The sequence below is a fragment of the Streptomyces termitum genome (assembly GCF_014650175.1).
In the GTDB taxonomy this organism is placed as follows: Bacteria; Actinomycetota; Actinomycetes; order Streptomycetales; family Streptomycetaceae; genus Streptomyces; species Streptomyces termitum.
In genome coordinates, this window is the sequence record NZ_BMUL01000015.1 from 135,960 (window position 1) to 153,047 (window position 17,088).

Consider the following 17,088-nt stretch of genomic DNA (forward strand, 5'->3'; position numbering starts at 1 on the left):
GCGCTCCCCTCAGGGGCACCGGCCGGGGCTCCGCCCCGTTCCCGTATCAGGCGGCGACGACGTCCACGGCCTCCGCGGGCGCCTTGATGGTCACCCGCTCGGTGGACACACCGGCCACCGACGTCACCGACACCGAATTGAGCATCGGACGGACCGGCGCCGGCACCGGTTCGCTCGACGCCGCCGACTCGGCCAGTTCGGCGAGCGACAGTTCGTCACTCACCTCGCGCATGAGCTCGGACATCCGTACGTCCAACGCGTCGCAGATCGCGGAGAGCAGCTCGGAGGACGCCTCCTTCTGCCCCCGCTCCACCTCGGAGAGATAGCCGAGCGAAACTCGGGCGGACGAGGAGACTTCGCGCAGAGTACGGCCCTGGCGCTGGCGCTGCCGACGCAGCACGTCACCCAGCAGGCGACGGAGCAGAATCATCGGTGGCTCCCTCCTCGGACCGCGTAGCCGCATCCTTCACGCCCCACCGTACCGCCTCGCGACGCGGCCGTGCGGGGAGCGATGTCGTGTTCACTCAGGGCTGCAAACATGAATTCCCCCCGTTCTGTTCCGTATCCTGTGCCCGCGCATTCGCCAAGAGTTCCGCGAGGAGCAGTTCCAGTACGCTCCGCACGCTCTCTCTACGGATTTCCGCGCGGTCGCCTTTCAATCTCAACGAGACCACTTTCCCCGCCGCCGCGCCTGTCGTGGCGGGTCCGGCGACCGCCGCGTAGACGGTCCCGACGGGCTGCCCGTCCTGCGGGTCGGGCCCCGCGACACCGGTCGTCGCGACCCCCCAGTCGGCGCCCAGCCGGTCGCGCACACCCCTCGCCATCTGCGACGCGACCTCGGGATCGACCGCCCCGCGCGCCGCGAGGAGGGCCGCGTCGACCCCCAGCAGCTCGTGCTTGAGGGGGGTCGCGTACGCCGTCACGGAACCGCGGAAACTCCGGGAGGCACCCGCCACCCCGGTCAGCTCGGCGGCGACCAGTCCCCCGGTGAGCGACTCGGCGGCGGCCAGCGTGTGGCCACGCTCCGTGAGGAGGGCGAGCACCCGGGCCGCCGCACTCATCGCGCCGACGCCTCCTCGCGGGCGGCGGCCCGCTCCTCGGCGAGCCCCTCCCGGCGCAGGACGATCGCCTGTCGCACATAATCCAGACCGGTGACGACGGTCAGCACGACGGCCACCGTCATCACCCAGAAGCGCATCGTCGCCAGCGGGCCGGTCAGCATGAGCACGTACATGCCCACCGCCGTGCCCTGCGCCAGGGTCTTCATCTTGCCGCCCCGGCTGGCCGGGATGACCCCGTGCCGGATGACCCAGAACCGCATCAGGGTGATCCCCAGCTCGCGGGCCAGGATCACCCCGGTGACCCACCAGGGCAGGTCCCCGAGGCCGGAGAGGCAGATCAGACCGGCCGCCATGATCGCCTTGTCGGCGATCGGGTCGGCGATCTTCCCGAAGTCGGTGACCAGGTTGTACGTCCGGGCCAGGTGGCCGTCGAAGACGTCCGTGATCATGGCGACGGCGAAGGCCGCCCACGCCCAGGCCCGCCAGACCGGGTCGTGCCCGCCGTCCTGGAGGAGCAGCACCACGAAGGCCGGCACGAGGACCAGCCGGATCATGGTGAGGATGTTGGCGATGTTCCACACGCTGACGGGGTTCACCGCCGCCGTGCCCAGCTTGCCGCGGGGCGCCGGCCTGCCGGTCCCGCCCGTGGCGGATGCCGGGACTCCGGTCATCTGCCCACCTCCTCGACGCATTCCGCCACGAGGTCGACGCCCTCGGTGCCCACGACCTTCGCCCTGACCATACGGCCCGGGGCCAGGTCGAGGCCCGCGCCGCTCCCGTCGGTGAGGATCACCTGGCCGTCCGTCTCCGGGGCCTGGTGCGCGGCGCGGCCGATCCAGCCGTCCTCCTCGTCCTCGGATTCCACCAGTACCTCCAGCATCTCCCCGATCCGCTCCTCCGCGCGCTGCGCGGTGAGCTCCTCGGCGAGCCGGGAGAGGTGGGCGAGGCGCTCGTCCACGACCTCCTGGTCGAGCTTGTCCCCGTAGGTGGCGGCCTCGGTGCCGTCCTCGTCGGAGTAGCCGAAGACGCCGATGGCGTCGAGCCGGGCGTGGGTGACGAAGCGCTCCAGCTCGGCGAAGTCGGCCTCGGTCTCGCCGGGGAAGCCGACGATGAAGTTGGACCGGGCACCCGCCGTGGGCGCCTTGTCGCGGATCGTGGCGAGGAGGTCGAGGAAGCGGTCGGTGTCGCCGAAGCGGCGCATCGCCCGCAGCACCTGCGGGGCGCTGTGCTGGAACGACAGGTCGAAGTAGGGGGCGACCTTCTCGGTCGAGGTCAGCACGTCGATCAGGCCGGGGCGCATCTCGGCGGGCTGGAGGTAGCTGACCCGGACCCGCTCGATGCCGTCGACGGCGGCCAGCTCGGGGAGCAGGCCCTCCAGGAGGCGGATGTCGCCGAGGTCCTTGCCGTACGAGGTGTTGTTCTCGGAGACCAGCATGACCTCCTTGACGCCCTGCTCGGCGAGCCAGCGGGTCTCGTTCAGCACGTCCGAGGGGCGGCGCGAGACGAAGGAGCCGCGGAAGGACGGGATGGCGCAGAAGGAGCAGCGGCGGTCGCAGCCGGAGGCCAGCTTCACGGAGGCGACGGGGCTGCGGTCGAGGCGGCGGCGGAGCGGGGCGCGCGGGCCGGAGGCGGGCGCGAGCCCCTCGGGCAGGTCGGCGGGGGCGTCCTGCGGCTCCTCTGCGGCCCCGTGGCCGGGGAGGGCGACCTCGGCGGCGGCCTGCTGGCGGTCGACCGGGGAGAGCGGCAGGAGCCGGCGGCGGTCGCGCGGGGCGTGGGCCTCCACGCTGCCGCCGCTGAGGATGGTCTGGAGACGGCTGGAGATGTCGGCGTAGTCGTCGAAGCCGAGCACACCGTCGGCTTCGGGGAGGGCGTCCGCCAGCTCCTTGCCGTAGCGCTCGGCCATGCAGCCGACCGCGACGACGGCCTGGGTGCGGCCGTGATCCTTCAGATCATTGGCTTCGAGCAGGGCGTCGACGGAGTCCTTCTTGGCGGCTTCGACGAAGCCGCAGGTGTTGACGACGGCGACGTCCGCGTCCTCGGCGTTCTCGACGAGCTCCCAGCCGTCCGCTGCCAAGCGGCCTGCGAGCTCCTCCGAGTCCACCTCGTTACGGGCGCAGCCGAGAGTGACAAGGGCGACGGTACGGCGTTCGGGCATGGGCTCAAGACTACTTCGTCCCGGACGTGACCCCGTCGCCCAGGGTTCACCCGGGCGACGGAGGTCACACCCGCCGCGTGATCCGCGGGCTCATCCGGCCTCGGGGTCGCCCTTGGTGTAGCTGAGCCGCTCCACCTGGCCGTCCTCGAACTTCTCGGAGACCTTCTTGCCGTTCACGTACAGCTCGACCGCGCCGGCGTTGCCGAGCACGAGGTCGATGCGCTCGTCGTCCTGGAAGGTCTTGGACTCGCCCTCCTGGATGAAGCCGTCGAAGATCATCTTGCCGTCGGCGGCCTTGGCCGACATCCAGCTCTTGCCGTCGGCGGTGAGCTTGACGGTGACCTTGTCGGCCGGGACCGCCGCGATGGCGCTCCCGGTCGGCTTGGGGGCGGGCTTGGCCGGCTTGGGCTTGGCGGCCTCGGTCGCCTTCTCCGGGGCGGCCGCGGGCTCGCCCTCGGCGGTCGTGGTGCCCTTCGGCTCGTCGGCGCCGTTGAACATGGTGAAGCCGACGAAGCCGACCACGGCGACGATCGCCGCGACCATGGCCGCGGTCCAGTTGGGCCGCCGGGGCTCGGGGCGGATCCGCTCCGCCTCGAACAGCGGGGCGGCGGGGGTGGGCGCGGGACGGCCGCCGTGCTCGGCGTCGTACCGCTCGATCAGCGGTGCCGGATCGAGCCCGACGGCGCGGGCCAGCGTCCGGATGTGACCGCGCGCGTAGACGTCGCCGCCGCAGCGTGAGAAGTCGTCCTCCTCGATGCCCTGCACGATGGGGATGCGGACACGGGTGGAGGCACTGACCTCCTCGATGCCGAGGCCGGCGGCGAGACGGGCCTGCTTGAGGGCGCGGCCGATCGGTTCCCGGTCGTCTGACGGGAACGTCCGGTCGTCTTCGGGGGAGTTGCCGATGGACACGAGAGCGCCTTTCGAGCGTGTAGCCACCTGCTGGACGTTCAGTCTATGGGTGGTACGAAAGGGTGGGGCAACCGGGCGGGTGCGGTGTGTACGCCATGAGGCCGTACGCCGCGCGGGGACGGAAGCTGCTTCCGCCCCTCCGTCCAACTTGACGTACGGCCAGGGGAAACGGTTGCCCTCCGTTCCCTTACGAGTGAGTCTCGGCCCGGTCTCGAACGGGTACCCCGCCCCGCGCGGGTCACGCCCCCGCTCCCCGGCCGCCGGTACTCCGTCACCTCACGGCGCGGACTCGCCGCGGATCACCGCCAGCACCCCGTCCAGCTCGTCCGGCTTGACGAGGACGTCGCGCGCCTTGGAGCCCTCGCTCGGGCCCACGATGTTCCGCGACTCCATCAGGTCCATCAGCCGGCCGGCCTTCGCGAAGCCGACCCGCAGCTTGCGCTGGAGCATCGAGGTGGAGCCGAACTGCGTGGACACGACCAGCTCGGCCGCCTGGCACAGCAGGTCGAGGTCGTCGCCGATCTCCTCGTCGATCTCCTTCTTCTGCTTGGTGCCGACGGTGACGTCGTCCCGGAAGACCGGCGTCATCTGGTCCTTGCAGTGCTGCACGACGGCCGCGACCTCGGCCTCGGTGACGAAGGCGCCCTGCATGCGGGTCGGCTTGTTCGCGCCCATCGGCAGGAAGAGGCCGTCGCCCTTGCCGATCAGCTTCTCGGCGCCGGGCTGGTCGAGGATGACCCGGCTGTCGGCGAGCGAGGAGGTGGCGAAGGCGAGCCGGGAGGGCACGTTCGCCTTGATCAGACCGGTGACGACGTCCACCGAGGGCCGCTGGGTGGCGAGCACCAGGTGGATGCCGGCCGCGCGGGCCAGCTGGGTGATGCGGACGATGGCGTCCTCGACGTCCCGGGGCGCGACCATCATCAGGTCGGCCAGCTCGTCGACGATGACCAGGAGGTACGGATAGGTCTTGAGCTCGCGCTCGCTGCCGGGCGGCAGCTGGACCTTGCCGTCGCGGATCGCCTGGTTGAAGTCGTCGATGTGCCGGAAGCCGAAGGCGGCCAGGTCGTCGTAGCGCAGGTCCATCTCGCGCACCACCCACTGGAGCGCCTCGGCGGCCCGCTTGGGGTTGGTGATGATCGGCGTGATCAGGTGCGGGATGCCCTCGTAGGCGGTCAGCTCGACCCGCTTGGGGTCGACGAGGACCATCCGGACGTCCTCCGGGGTCGCCCGGATCATCACCGAGGTGATGAGGCAGTTGATGCAGGAGGACTTGCCGGAGCCGGTGGCGCCCGCGACGAGGATGTGCGGCATCTTCGCCAGGTTGGCCATCACGTAGCCGCCCTCGACGTCCTTGCCGAGCGCGACCAGCATCGGGTGGTCGTCGCCCGCCGCGTCCGCGAGCCGCAGCACGTCGCCGAGGTTGACCATCTCCCGGTCGGAGTTCGGGATCTCGATGCCGACGGCGGACTTGCCGGGGATCGGCGAGATGATCCGCACGTCCGGCGAGGCCACCGCGTAGGCGATGTTCTTCGTCAGGGCGGTGATCTTCTCGACCTTCACGGCGGGCCCGAGCTCGACCTCGTACCGGGTGACCGTCGGCCCCCGGGTGAAGCCGGTGACGGCCGCGTCGACCTTGAACTCGGTGAAGACGTTCGACAGCGCGTCCACGACCGCGTCGTTGGCGGCCGACCGGGTCTTGCCGGGCCCGCCCCGCTCCAGCAGGTCGAGCGCGGGCAGCGCGTAGGTGATGTCGCCGGCGAGCTGGAGCTGCTCGGCGCGGGGCGGCAGGTCGGCCGGCTCCGGCGCCGGCTTGGTCAGGTCGGGTACGGCCCCGCCGGGGCGCTTCTCGCCGCCCCGCGCCGTGGGCACGTTCGGCGGGGTCTTCGCCGGCGCGGGCACCGGGCCGGTGTCCTCCCCGCCCAGGGCGGCGGACCGGTCGGCGGTCACGTCCCGGGTCAGGTCGGCGACCAGCGGCGACGGCGGCATCCCGTTGAGCACGGCTCCGTCGAGGGCGGCGGCCGCCGCGGCGGCCACGTCGACCGGGTCGAGCCCGCCGGCGCGCCCGGCGCTCCGGGGACGGGCGGTGCGGCCCCGGCGCTCCAGCGCCTCCTCCTCGGCCCGCTCCACGTCGTACGGGTCGGCCGGGCCGCGGCGCCGGGCCGGGCGGGCGGCCCTCGGCGGGGCCTCGCGCCAGTCGTCCTCGTACGCCTCGTGCTCCTCGTACGCCTCCTCCATCTCCTCGGGGAGCGGCTCGACCAGGCCGAGCCGGACGCCGAGGGCGCGCAGCCGCTGCGGGATCGCGTTGACCGGGGTGGCGGTGACGACGAGCAGCCCGAAGACGGTGAGCAGCACCAGCAGGGCGACGGCGAGGGCCTCCCCCGTCATGAAGACGAGCGGCTGGGACACCGCCCAGCCGATCAGCCCGCCGGCGTCCCGCATGGCCGCGGCCCCGGCGTCCCGGACCGGCGCGCCGCAGGCGATGTGGACCTGCCCGAGGACGCCGAGGACGAGCGCGGAGAGGCCGATCACGATCCGGCCGTTGGCCTCGGGCCGCTCGGGGTAGCGGAAGAGGCGGAAGGCGATGGCGCCGAGCAGCAGCGGCACGAGCAGGTCGAGCCGGCCGAAGGCGCCGGTCACCAGGAGCGAGACGAGGTCGCCCAGGGGGCCGTTCAGATGGGACCAGGTGCCGGCGGCGACGATCAGCGCGCCGGCGAGCAGCAGCAGGGCGAGCCCGTCCTTGCGGTGGACCGGGTCGAGCCCCTTCGCCCCGCGTCCTATCCCCCGGAAGACGGCGCCGACGCCGTGGGCGGCGCCGCGCGCGAGCCGGGACACGCCGCCGGTGGGCGACGGCGCGGGGCGCGGGGCGGGCCGCTTCGCGGCGGTCTTCTTCGCGGGCGCGCGCTTGGCGGGCGCGGCCTTCTTGGCCGGCGCCTTCTTCGCGGGCGCCTTGGCCGGGGACTTCGCAGCGGACTTGGCCGCCGTCTTCTTCGCGCTCCCGGTCGTCCGGCCGGCGCGCGATGCCGCGGTGCCCTGTGAACCCTTGCCGGACGTACGTGAAGCCATGGTGCTGAGGTTACCGGTGTGCGGCCGGGCTGTCCCCACTCACCCGAACGTGTCGGCCCCGCCCCCGTACGAAGCTGACGCCCGCTCACCCGGCGGACGGGGCCCGGCGACTTCCGGCGGACGACCGGACGGCCCTCCCGGCGGACGGCCCGGGGGCTTCCCCGGCGGACGGCCGGGTGACGGGGGGTCAGCCCGGGACCGGCCGGGGCGGCGGAGGGATCAGCCCTGGGCGGGCAGCGGGGGCGGGCCGCCGGTGCCCGGCTCCAGCGCGTCGAGCGCCCGCCGCAGCCCGGTGAGCTTGCGCTCCAGATGGGCGGCGGTCGCGACGGCCGCCGCGTCGGCCGACTCGTCGTCGAGCTGCTTGGACAGCGCCTCGGCCTGCTCCTCGACGGCGGCGAGCCGGGCGGACAGCTCGGCGAGCAGCCCGGCGGCCTCCTTGCCCTGGCCGCCCTCGCCGCCGCCCTCCAGCTGGAGCCGCAGCAGCGCGGCCTGCTCGCGCAGCTTGCAGTTCTTCATGTACAGCTCGACGAAGACCGAGACCTTGGCGCGCAGCACCCACGGGTCGAACGGCTTGGAGATGTAGTCGACCGCGCCGGCCGCGTACCCCCGGAAGGTGTGGTGCGGGCCGTGGTTGATCGCGGTCAGGAAGATGATCGGGATGTCTCGGGTCCGCTCGCGGCGCTTGATGTGCGCGGCGGTCTCGAAACCGTCCATACCGGGCATCTGGACGTCGAGCAGGATGACCGCGAAGTCGTCCGTCAGCAGCGCCTTGAGCGCTTCCTCCCCGGACGATGCCCGCACCAGCGTCTGATCGAGCGCGGAGAGAATGGCCTCCAGCGCCAGCAGATTCTCCGGCCGGTCATCGACCAGGAGGATCTTGGCCTTCTGCACCATGCCCCGTCCTCCTCGTCCCGGCAACGGCTCGCTCCGGCTTCCGGAACCGGTTCCGGAACCGGGGGAAGCACCGGGCGCCGCCCCAGGGGACGGCTTCCTGCCGCCGTCCGTCCTTGTGCCGGTCATCGTAGCCGCACCCCGCCCGTCGCCACACCCTGTCACCGTGATGTCACTGTGCACACTGCGGAAACGGGGCGCGGTTCGGAAAGGTTCCCCGATTCTCCCGCGCTCACACTCCCGCGGCGACAGTACGCCGTCCGGCGCGGGGCCCGCGAGGGCGCCCCCGCACCGGACGGCGTCCGGAGTCACTCCCCGCGCATCCACCGCTCCATGACGGAGAGCAGGTAGTCGGGGTCGACCGGCTTCGTGACGTAGTCGGAGGCGCCCGAGTCGATCGCCTTCTCCCGGTCGCCCTTCATCGCCTTCGCGGTGAGGGCGATGATCGGCAGCCCGGCGAACTGCGGCATCCGCCGGATCGCGGTCGTCGTCGCGTACCCGTCCATCTCCGGCATCATGATGTCCATCAGGACGATCGTCGCGTCCTCGTTCTGCTCCAGAACCTCGATGCCCTCCCGCCCGTTCTCCGCGTAGAGCACCGCGAGCCCGTGCTGCTCCAGCACGCTGGTGAGGGCGAAGACGTTGCGGATGTCGTCGTCGACGATGAGCACCTTCTCGCCGGAGAAGGAGTACGAGCGGCGCGGCGCGGCCTCCTCCCCGGTGCCCGTGCCGGCCGTCTCCCCGGTGTCGTCCGGCCGCCCCAGCGGGCCCGGCTGCCCGGGGACCGCGCCCCGCGCGTCGGCCGGCACCGCCGCCGCGTCCGGCACCTCCGCCGGGCCGGTCCTGCGCCGGTGCCGGAACAGCGCCCCCGACCGCGTCTCGCCGCGCACGGGCGCCGGCGGGAAGTGCGGGTGCGCGGAGCCGTCCGGGTCCTCCCCGCCGGTCTGCCGCGGATCGTCCGGCTCGCCGCCGCCGGGGCCGTACGGCGACGGCTCGATCGGGGCGAGCGGCAGGTAGAGGGTGAAGGTGGAGCCGCGGCCGGGCTCGCTGGCCGCGAAGATCTCGCCGCCGAGCAGGCGGGCGATCTCCCGGCTGATCGACAGGCCGAGGCCGGTGCCGCCGTACTTGCGGCTGGTGGTGCCGTCGGCCTGCTTGAACGCCTCGAAGATGACGCGCATCTTGCTGGCCGCGATGCCGATGCCGGTGTCGGTGACCGAGAAGGCGATCAGGGCGGCGTCGGGGTCGCGCAGCGAGCCGGCCTCCAGGAGCTGCTCCCGGATCGACTGCGGCACGTCGGCGCCGGCCGGCCGGATCACCAGCTCGACCGCGCCGGAGTCGGTGAACTTGACCGCGTTGGAGAGGAGGTTGCGCAGCACCTGGAGGAGCCGCTGCTCGTCGGTGTGGAGCGTGGCGGGCAGTTCGGGCGAGACCCGGACCGAGAAGTCGAGTCCCTTCTCGGCGGTGAGCGGCCGGAAGGTCGCCTCCACGTAGTCGACGAGCTGGACGAGCGCGATCCGGGTCGGGGACACGTCCATCTTGCCCGCCTCGACCTTCGACAGGTCGAGGATGTCGTTGATCAGCTGGAGCAGGTCGGAGCCGGCGCCGTGGATGGTCTCGGCGAACTCCACCTGCTTCGGGGTGAGGTTGGTGTCGGCGTTGTCCGCGAGCAGCTTGGCGAGGATGAGCAGCGAGTTGAGCGGGGTGCGCAGCTCGTGCGACATGTTGGCGAGGAACTCGGACTTGTAGCGCATGGAGACGGCGAGCTGTTCGGCGCGCTCCTCCAGGCCCTGCCGGGCCTCCTCGATCTCGGTGTTCTTGACCTCGATGTCGCGGTTCTGCCGGGCCAGCAGCTCGGCCTTGTCCTCCAGTTCGGCGTTGGAGTTCTGGAGCTCCTTCTGCCGGTGCTCCAGCTCCGCCGACCGCTCCTTGAGCTGCTCGGTCAGCTCCTGCGACTGCTGGAGCAGCACCTCGGTCTTGGTGTTGACGCTGATGGTGTTGACCGTGGTCGCGATCAGTTCGGCGATCTGGTTGAGGAAGTCGCGCTGGATCTGCGTGAACGGCTGGAAGGAGGCGAGCTCGATGACGCCGAGGACCTTCCCCTCGAAGAGGACGGGCAGCACGATCACGTGCGCGGGCGCGGCCTCGCCGAGCCCGGACGAGATCTTGAGGTAGCCCGGTGGCACGTTGACCTGGATGGTCCGCTTCTCCTCGGCCGCCGTGCCGATGAGGGTCTCGCCGGGCCGGAAGGAGGTCGGCATGGAGCCGGCGGAGTAGCCGTAACTGCCGCGCATGCGCAGCTCGTACGAGCCGCTGCCCTCGCCGACGAGTTCGGTGTCGTGGTTGGCGGAGCCGGTCGGGGTGGCCACGAAGAAGGCGCCGTGCTGGGCCGAGACGACCGGCGTCAGCTCGCTCATGATCAGCGAGGCGACGTCGTCGAGGTCCCGGCGGCCCTGCATGAGGCCGGAGATGCGGGCCAGGTTGGACTTGAGCCAGTCCTGCTCGTCGTTGGCGAGGGTGGTGTCGCGCAGGTTGGCGATCATCGTGTTGATGTTGTCCTGGAGCGCCTGGATCTCGCCGGCCGCGTCCACACCGTCGATCTTGACGTTGAGGTCGCCGCGGGTGACCGCGGTGGCGACGGCCGCGATGGCGCGCACCTGCCGGGTGAGGTTCCCGGCCATCTCGTTCACGGAGAGGGTCAGGTCGCTCCAGGTGCCCTCGACGTCGCGGACCCGGGCCTGGCCGCCGAGCTGCCCGTCGGTGCCCACCTCGCGGGCGACGCGGGTGACCTCCTCGGCGAAGTTGGAGAGCTGGTCGACCATCGTGTTGATGGTGTTCTTCAGCTCCTGGATCTCGCCCCGGGCGTCGATGTCGATCTTCTTGGTGAGGTCGCCCTTGGCGATGGCGGTGGTGACCGCGGCGATCTGCCGCACCTGGCCGGTGAGGTTGTCGGCCATGCTGTTCACCGAGTCGGTGAGGTCCTTCCAGGTGCCGGAGCCGCCGGGCACCCGGGCCTGACCGCCGAGGATGCCGTCGGTGCCCACCTCGCGGGCGACCCGGGTCACCTCGTCGGCGAACGCGGACAGCGTCGTCACCATCGTGTTGACGGTGTCGGCGAGTTCGGCGACCTCGCCGCGCGCCTCGACGGTGACCTTCTTCGTCAGGTCGCCGTTGGCGACCGCGGAGGAGACCCGGGCGATGTTCCGCACCTGGCTGGTCAGGTTGTTGGCCATCAGGTTGACGTTGTCGCTGAGGTCCTTCCAGATGCCGGTGACGCCGCGCACCCGGGCCTGACCGCCGAGGATGCCCTCGGTGCCCACCTCGCGGGCCACCCGGGTCACCTCGTCGGCGAAGTTGGAGAGCTGGTCCACCATCGTGTTGACGGTGGTGACCAGCTCCAGGATCTCGCCCTTGGCGTCGACGGTGATCTTCTTGGACAGGTCGCCGCGGGCGACGGCGGTGGTGACCTCGGCGATGTTCCGGACCTGGAAGGTCAGGTTGTTCGCCATGAAGTTCACGGACTGGGTGAGGTCCTTCCAGGTGCCGGAGACGCCCTGCACCTCGGCCTGCCCGCCGAGGATGCCCTCCGTGCCCACCTCGCGGGCGACCCGGGTGACCTGGTCGGCGAAGGAGGACAGCTGGTCCACCATCGTGTTGAGGGTGTTCTTCAGTTCCAGGATCTCGCCGCGCGCGTCCACGTCGATGGTCTGCGACAGGTCGCCGCGGGCGACCGCGGTGGCGACCTGGGCGATGTTGCGGACCTGGGCCGTCAGGTTTCCGGCCATGCTGTTCACCGAGTCGGTGAGGTCCCGCCACACGCCGGCGACGCCCGGCACCTGCGCCTGACCGCCGAGCCTGCCCTCGGTGCCCACCTCACGGGCGACCCTGGTCACCTGGTCGGCGAAGGCGGAGAGCTGGTCGACCATGGTGTTGATGGTGTTCTTGAGTTCCAGGATCTCGCCCCGGGCGTCCACGTCGATCTTCTGCGACAGGTCGCCGCGCGCCACGGCGGTCGTCACCTGGGCGATCTGCCGCACCTGGGAGGTGAGGTTCCCGGCCATGAAGTTCACGGAGTCGGTCAGTTCGCGCCAGCGGCCGGAGACGCCGTCCACCCGCGCCTGACCGCCGAGCCGGCCCTCGGTGCCCACGTCGCGGGCCATCCGGGTCACCTGGTCGGCGAAGGACGACAGCTGCGACACCATCGTGTTGACGGTGTTCTTCAGCTCCAGCATCTCCCCGGCCACGTCGACCGTGACCTTCTGGGACAGGTCGCCGTTGGCCACCGCCGTCGTGACCTGGGCGATGTCCCGCACCTGGCCGGTGAGGTTGTGGAAGGCGGTGTTCACCGAGTCGGTGAGGTCCTTCCAGGTGCCGGCGGCGCCCTGCACCTGCGCCTGCCCGCCGAGCCTGCCCTCGACGCCGACCTCCCGGGCGACCCGGGTGACCTCGGAGCCGAAGGCGGAGAGCTGGTCCACCATCGTGTTGACGGTGTTCTTCAGCTCCAGCATCTCGCCGGCCACGTCCACGGTGACCTTCTGGGACAGGTCGCCGTTGGCGACCGCCGTGGTCACCTGGGCGATGTCCCGCACCTGTGTGGTGATGTTCCGGAAGACGGTGTTGACGGAGTCCGTCAGGTCCTTCCAGGTGCCCGCCGCGCCCGGCACCTGCGCCTGACCGCCGAGGAGTCCCTCGGCGCCGACCTCGCCGGAGACCCGGGTCACCTCGTCGGCGAAGGTCCGCAGGGTCTCCGTCATCTGGTTGATGGTGTCGGCGAGTTGGGCGATCTCGCCGCGCGCGCTCACGGTGACCTTCTGCGACAGGTCGCCGTTGGCGACCGCGGTGGTGACCTCCGCGATGCCGCGCACCTGGCTGGTGAGGTTGCCCGCCATGGTGTTGACGGAGTCGGTGAGGTCCTTCCACACGCCGGCGACCCCGGCCACTTCGGCCTGGCCGCCGAGTTCGCCCTCGGTGCCGACCTCGCGGGCGACCCGGGTGACCTCGGAGGAGAACGACGACAGCTGGTCCACCATCCGGTTCACGGTGGTCTTCAGGTCGGCCATCTCGCCGTCGACGTTCGCCGTGACCTTCTGCGACAGGTCGCCGTTGGCGACGGCCTTCGTCACGAGGGCGATGTCGCGCACCTGGGCCGTCAGCCGGTTCGCCATGGTGTTGACGGAGTCGGTGAGGTCCTTCCACGACCCGGACACGCCCCGGACGTGCGCCTGTCCGCCGAGGATGCCCTCGGTGCCCACCTCGACCGCGACCCGGGTGACCTCGGACGCGAATACGGAGAGCTGGTCGACGAGGTGGTTGACGGTACGGGCGACCTTGAGGACCTCGCCGCGCAGCGGCCGCACCGTCCCGTCGGCACCCTCCGAACGCAGGTCCATCCGCTGTTCCAGGTCGCCCTCGGCGACCGCCGTGAGCACCCGGCTGACCTCGGACACCGGCCGTGCCAGGTCGTCGACCAGCGCGTTGGCCGCCTCGATGGCCGACGCCCAGGCGCCCTCGGTCGCACCGACCTCAAGGCGCTCGGAGAGCTTGCCCTCGCGGCCGACGACCCGCCGCACCCGGGACAGCTCGCCGGTGACGTGCAGCTGCCGGTCGGCGACCTCGTTGAAGACGGCGGAGATCTCCGCCATCACGCCGTCGCCGGAGACGGTCAGCCGCCGCCGGAGGTTCCCGTCGCGCATGGAGACGAGCGCGGACAGCAGTCTCTCCAGTGCCGCCGCGTCCACCTGGACCGTTCCCCCACGGGAACGCCCGCCCCTCGCGCGCGTGCCGCTCCCGCCGCCGCGCCGCGCCGCCGTGCCAGACTCCACCGTGTCCCTCCCGAAAGGGGTCGACCGTTCCGCCCCGGCTCCCGCCGGAACACTCCCAGTGTTTCACCGCGACCGAACCAGGCGATAACAGTTCGGCAGCTTCGCACAAGCGTCCCCGCCCCCGGAGGACGGAAACAGCGGAGACCGGCATCCGCGGGGACCGCGAAGGTAAGTAACCTGGCATCCGGCTGTCCAGCCGCCCCGGTCCGCCCGGCGGGGGCGGTGTGGCACGTGCACGACCACCGGGCAGCGGGAGGGGCAGACCGAGCATGGCAGAGCCGGGCGTCGAGACGCGTACGAGGAGTGCTGTGATCACCGCGCGGGCGGCTGCCGCCTTCGAGCCCGTCGGACGGTCCGTCGCCGCCGCGCGGGCCTTCGTCCGTGACACCCTCCAGGGCTGGGGCCATCCGGAGCTGGTGGACGACGCCGTCGTCCTCACCAGCGAGCTGGTCACCAATGCCGTGGTCCACGCCGGTACGGCCGCCGAGGTCCTGGTGCTCCGTTCCGAGGACAGTGTCCGGGTGGAGGTCGCCGACCGCTATCCGGAGCGCGAGATCCCGGTGCAGGGCGGCACCCGCCCGGCGGGCCCGGACAAGGAGAACGGCCGGGGGCTGCTGCTGTGCGCGGCCCTCGCCGACCGCTGGGGCGTCGACTACTCCCCGTCCCGCAAGCACGTCTGGTTCCATCTGGACCTGCCGCAGCGCCCCGTCGGCACGCGTTCCGCCGGCCCGGTGCTGCCCGACGCGCTCCTCCCGGCGGCCGAGAGCCGCGTCCGGGTCGCCGTCGTCCAGATCGACCGGGGCGACGCCATCACCTCCTGGAGCGAGGACGCGGAGGTCCTCTTCGGGTATGCCTCCGAGCAGGTCGTCGGCAAGCCGCTGGGCGACTTCGCGGCCTGGCCGCACACTCCGGGCATCGGCACCGGTTTCGCCGAGGCCCTGCGCCTCTCCCGCTGGGAGGGCAGTTACGGGCTCCGCCGCGCCGACGGCCGCGTCATCCCCGTGTACGCCTCCCACCTGCGCGTCCGTGACGCCGAGGGCGAGCCCTCGACGGTCTGCCTGCTGGTGCGGGAGGAGGAGCGCGCGGTGCTCCAGACGCCGCAGCGGCCTGCGGCCGAGCCGGGCGCGGAGAGCCGCAGCACCGATCCGTTCGAGGTTTTCATCGGCTCCCCGGCCCCCGACGATCTGGACGGTCTGCTCCAGCGCACGGTGGAGCGAGCCCGGGACATGCTCGACGGCGACGCGGCCTTCCTGCTGCTGGCGACGGACGACGAGACGGAGCTGGAGGTGCGGGCGACGACCGGTCTGCCGGCGGCCCGTCAGCGCTTCGCCCGCGTCCCGGTGGAGACCGGCGCCAGCCGGTACGGTTCGGCCCGCATGCCCGCCGTCCACGAGGACCTGGCGGCCGTCCCCGGTGCGGTGCCGCTCCTGGAGGGCACCGGCATGCGGTCGGTGGTCACGGTGCCGCTCAAGGTCGAGGGCCGTCTGACGGGTTCGCTCGGTGTGGCCGCCGAGGCCGCGAACCGCTATTCGAACGAGGAGGCGCTCCGTCTCCAGTTCGCCGCGGACCGGATCGCGCTGGCCGTGGAGTCCGCCCGCCTGGGCGAGCTGGAGCGGCTGCGCCGCGGTTCCCTCAGCTTCCTCGTCGAGGCGTCGGACCTGCTGGCCGGCACCCTCGACCGGGACCAGACGCTGGCCCTGATGGCGCAGATGACGGTTCCGACGCTGGCGACCTGGTGCGCGGTCTACACGATCGCCGACCCGACCTCGGACCCGTATCTGTCGTACGTGCTCCACGAGGACGAGGACCGGATCGACGGCCTCAAGGACCTGCTGGGTTCGATCGCCCCGCCGGATCCGGTGCCGGCGCCCGGTGCCCGGCTCTGGACGGCTCCCGCCGACGCGGCCCACCGGGCGGCGCTGGCGGCTTCGGCCCGCGAGCTGGAGCACCTGGGCAGTCCGCTGTCCTCGGGCATCGATACGGCCCTGACGACCGCCGGGACGGTCGCGGGCGAGACGGTGGTCCTGCCGCTGGTGGCCCGCAACCGCGTGATCGGCATGCTGACGCTGGGCCGTCCGGCCGAGGACCACTTCCGCCAGGAGATCCTGGAGCTGGCCGAGGACCTGTCGCGCCGGGCCGCCCTGGCCCTGGACAACGCGCGCCTGTACTCGGAGCGCAACGCGATCAGCCAGTCCCTCCAGCGCAGCCTGCTGCCGCCGGATCTCCCGAAGATCCCGGGCGTCGAGGTGGACGTGATCTACCGCGCGGCCGGCGAGGGCAACGAGGTCGGCGGCGACTTCTACGACGTCTTCCCCATCCGGGAGGACGTGTACGGCTTCGCGATCGGCGACGTCTGCGGCACGGGCCCGGAGGCCGCGGCGGTGACGGGTCTCGCCCGGCACGCCCTGCGCCTGCTGGCCCGCGAGGGCTTCGGCGGCCCCGCCGTCCTGGAGCGGTTGAACGCGGCGATCCTCGACGAGGGCGCCCGCAGCCGCTTCCTGACCCTCCTGTACGGCGAGCTCCGCCCGCAGCCGGACGGCTCGGCGGTCCTGAAGGTGGTCTGCGCGGGCCATCCGCTGCCGCTGCGCCTCCGCCCCGACGGCACGGTCGTCCCGGCCGCCGAACCGCAGCCGCTGCTGGGCGTCATGGAGGACCTGGAGCTGTACGAGGAGACGTTCACGCTCGACCCGGGCGACGTCCTCCTGTGCGTCACGGACGGCGTCACCGAGCGCCGCGAGGGCACCCGCATGCTGGGCGACGACGGCCTCGCCGAAGCCCTCAGGACGTGTACGGGCCTGACGGCCGGCGCGGTCGGCGGCCGCATCCTCCGTACCGTCGAACGCTTCGCCCAGGCGCCGGCCTCGGACGACATGGCCATCCTGACGATGCGCCTCCAGGAGCCGGACCCCAGCTGACCCCCGAACGAGAGAAGGCGGGACCTCCGGGGAGGTCCCGCCTTCTCTCGTTCTTCCATCATTCTTCCGGAAACGCAGAAGGCCCCCGCCAGATGGCGGGGGCCTTCTCTTTGAGCCCTTTAACGGAATCGAACCGTTGACCTTCTCCTTACCATGGAGACGCTCTACCGACTGAGCTAAAAGGGCAGGTGTTCGGCGGTGTCCTACTCTCCCACAGGGTCCCCCCTGCAGTACCATCGGCGCTGAAAGGCTTAGCTTCCGGGTTCGGAATG

Annotated in this window: 9 protein-coding genes, 1 tRNA gene and 1 rRNA gene; 1 reads left to right on the top strand and 10 read right to left on the bottom strand. The window is 71.9% G+C overall.

Annotation, left to right across the window (positions count from 1 at the left end; translation table 11 throughout):
* Window positions 1-46: 46 nt before the first annotated feature.
* The 8 genes from IE219_RS25155 to IE219_RS25190 all read right to left on the bottom strand — a co-directional run bounded on the left by IE219_RS25155 (window position 47) and on the right by IE219_RS25190 (window position 13,901).
* The gene (locus IE219_RS25155; RefSeq protein WP_189852071.1) at window positions 47-430 is read right to left on the bottom strand and encodes a helix-turn-helix domain-containing protein; all 384 of its coding nucleotides are present in this window, start codon (window positions 428-430) and stop codon (window positions 47-49) included.
* Window positions 431-524: 94 nt separating this feature from the next.
* Entirely contained in the window at window positions 525-1,061 is a 537-nt protein-coding gene (locus IE219_RS25160) for a CinA family protein (RefSeq protein WP_189981441.1), read from the bottom strand.
* A complete protein-coding gene (gene pgsA / locus IE219_RS25165; RefSeq protein ID WP_189981443.1) occupies window positions 1,058-1,732 on the bottom strand; it encodes a CDP-diacylglycerol--glycerol-3-phosphate 3-phosphatidyltransferase in 675 nt (224 codons plus the stop codon). The genes IE219_RS25160 and pgsA overlap by 4 nt, the downstream gene beginning before the upstream one ends.
* Window positions 1,729-3,216 (bottom strand): 30S ribosomal protein S12 methylthiotransferase RimO, encoded by a 1,488-nt coding sequence (gene rimO / locus IE219_RS25170; protein WP_189981445.1) that lies wholly within the window; start codon window positions 3,214-3,216, stop codon window positions 1,729-1,731. Before rimO ends, pgsA begins: the two co-directional genes overlap by 4 nt.
* Before the next feature lie 90 nt (window positions 3,217-3,306).
* Window positions 3,307-4,128: a helix-turn-helix domain-containing protein gene (locus IE219_RS25175; RefSeq protein ID WP_189981447.1), complete on the bottom strand. Its 822-nt coding sequence runs from the start codon at window positions 4,126-4,128 to the stop codon at window positions 3,307-3,309.
* A gap of 276 nt (window positions 4,129-4,404) precedes the next feature.
* Window positions 4,405-7,191, bottom strand: a complete 2,787-nt coding sequence (locus IE219_RS25180; protein ID WP_189981449.1) for a DNA translocase FtsK — start codon at window positions 7,189-7,191, stop codon at window positions 4,405-4,407.
* A gap of 219 nt (window positions 7,192-7,410) precedes the next feature.
* Window positions 7,411-8,085, bottom strand: coding sequence for a response regulator (locus tag IE219_RS25185; RefSeq protein ID WP_189981451.1), 675 nt, complete (start codon window positions 8,083-8,085; stop codon window positions 7,411-7,413).
* Between the two features lie 305 nt (window positions 8,086-8,390).
* Window positions 8,391-13,901, bottom strand: coding sequence for a HAMP domain-containing protein (locus IE219_RS25190; RefSeq protein WP_189981454.1), 5,511 nt, complete (start codon window positions 13,899-13,901; stop codon window positions 8,391-8,393).
* A gap of 269 nt (window positions 13,902-14,170) precedes the next feature.
* Between IE219_RS25190 and IE219_RS25195 the strand changes: the two genes are divergently transcribed.
* On the top strand, window positions 14,171-16,816 hold the full coding sequence (locus IE219_RS25195) for a SpoIIE family protein phosphatase (RefSeq protein ID WP_189981456.1): 2,646 nt from the start codon (window positions 14,171-14,173) through the stop codon (window positions 16,814-16,816).
* A 113-nt stretch (window positions 16,817-16,929) separates the two neighbouring features.
* On the opposite strand, the gene IE219_RS25200 is transcribed toward IE219_RS25195, so the two are convergent.
* Both IE219_RS25200 and rrf read right to left on the bottom strand, forming a co-directional pair.
* Window positions 16,930-17,002 (bottom strand) — tRNA-Thr (locus IE219_RS25200).
* Window positions 17,003-17,006: 4 nt separating this feature from the next.
* Window positions 17,007-17,088 (bottom strand): 5S ribosomal RNA (rrf, locus tag IE219_RS25205); the annotation flags it as partial.

Excerpts from the sequence above, each read along its gene's own strand:
- IE219_RS25155 (WP_189852071.1), bottom strand. The coding sequence starts at position 430 with ATGATTCTGCTCCGTCGCCTGCTGGGTGACGTGCTGCGTCGGCAGCGC.
- IE219_RS25160 (WP_189981441.1), bottom strand. The coding sequence starts at position 1,061 with ATGAGTGCGGCGGCCCGGGTGCTCGCCCTCCTCACGGAGCGTGGCCAC.
- pgsA (WP_189981443.1), bottom strand. The coding sequence starts at position 1,732 with ATGACCGGAGTCCCGGCATCCGCCACGGGCGGGACCGGCAGGCCGGCG.
- rimO (WP_189981445.1), bottom strand. The coding sequence starts at position 3,216 with ATGCCCGAACGCCGTACCGTCGCCCTTGTCACTCTCGGCTGCGCCCGT.
- IE219_RS25180 (WP_189981449.1), bottom strand. The coding sequence starts at position 7,191 with ATGGCTTCACGTACGTCCGGCAAGGGTTCACAGGGCACCGCGGCATCG.
- IE219_RS25185 (WP_189981451.1), bottom strand. The coding sequence starts at position 8,085 with ATGGTGCAGAAGGCCAAGATCCTCCTGGTCGATGACCGGCCGGAGAAT.
- IE219_RS25195 (WP_189981456.1), top strand. The coding sequence starts at position 14,171 with ATGGCAGAGCCGGGCGTCGAGACGCGTACGAGGAGTGCTGTGATCACC.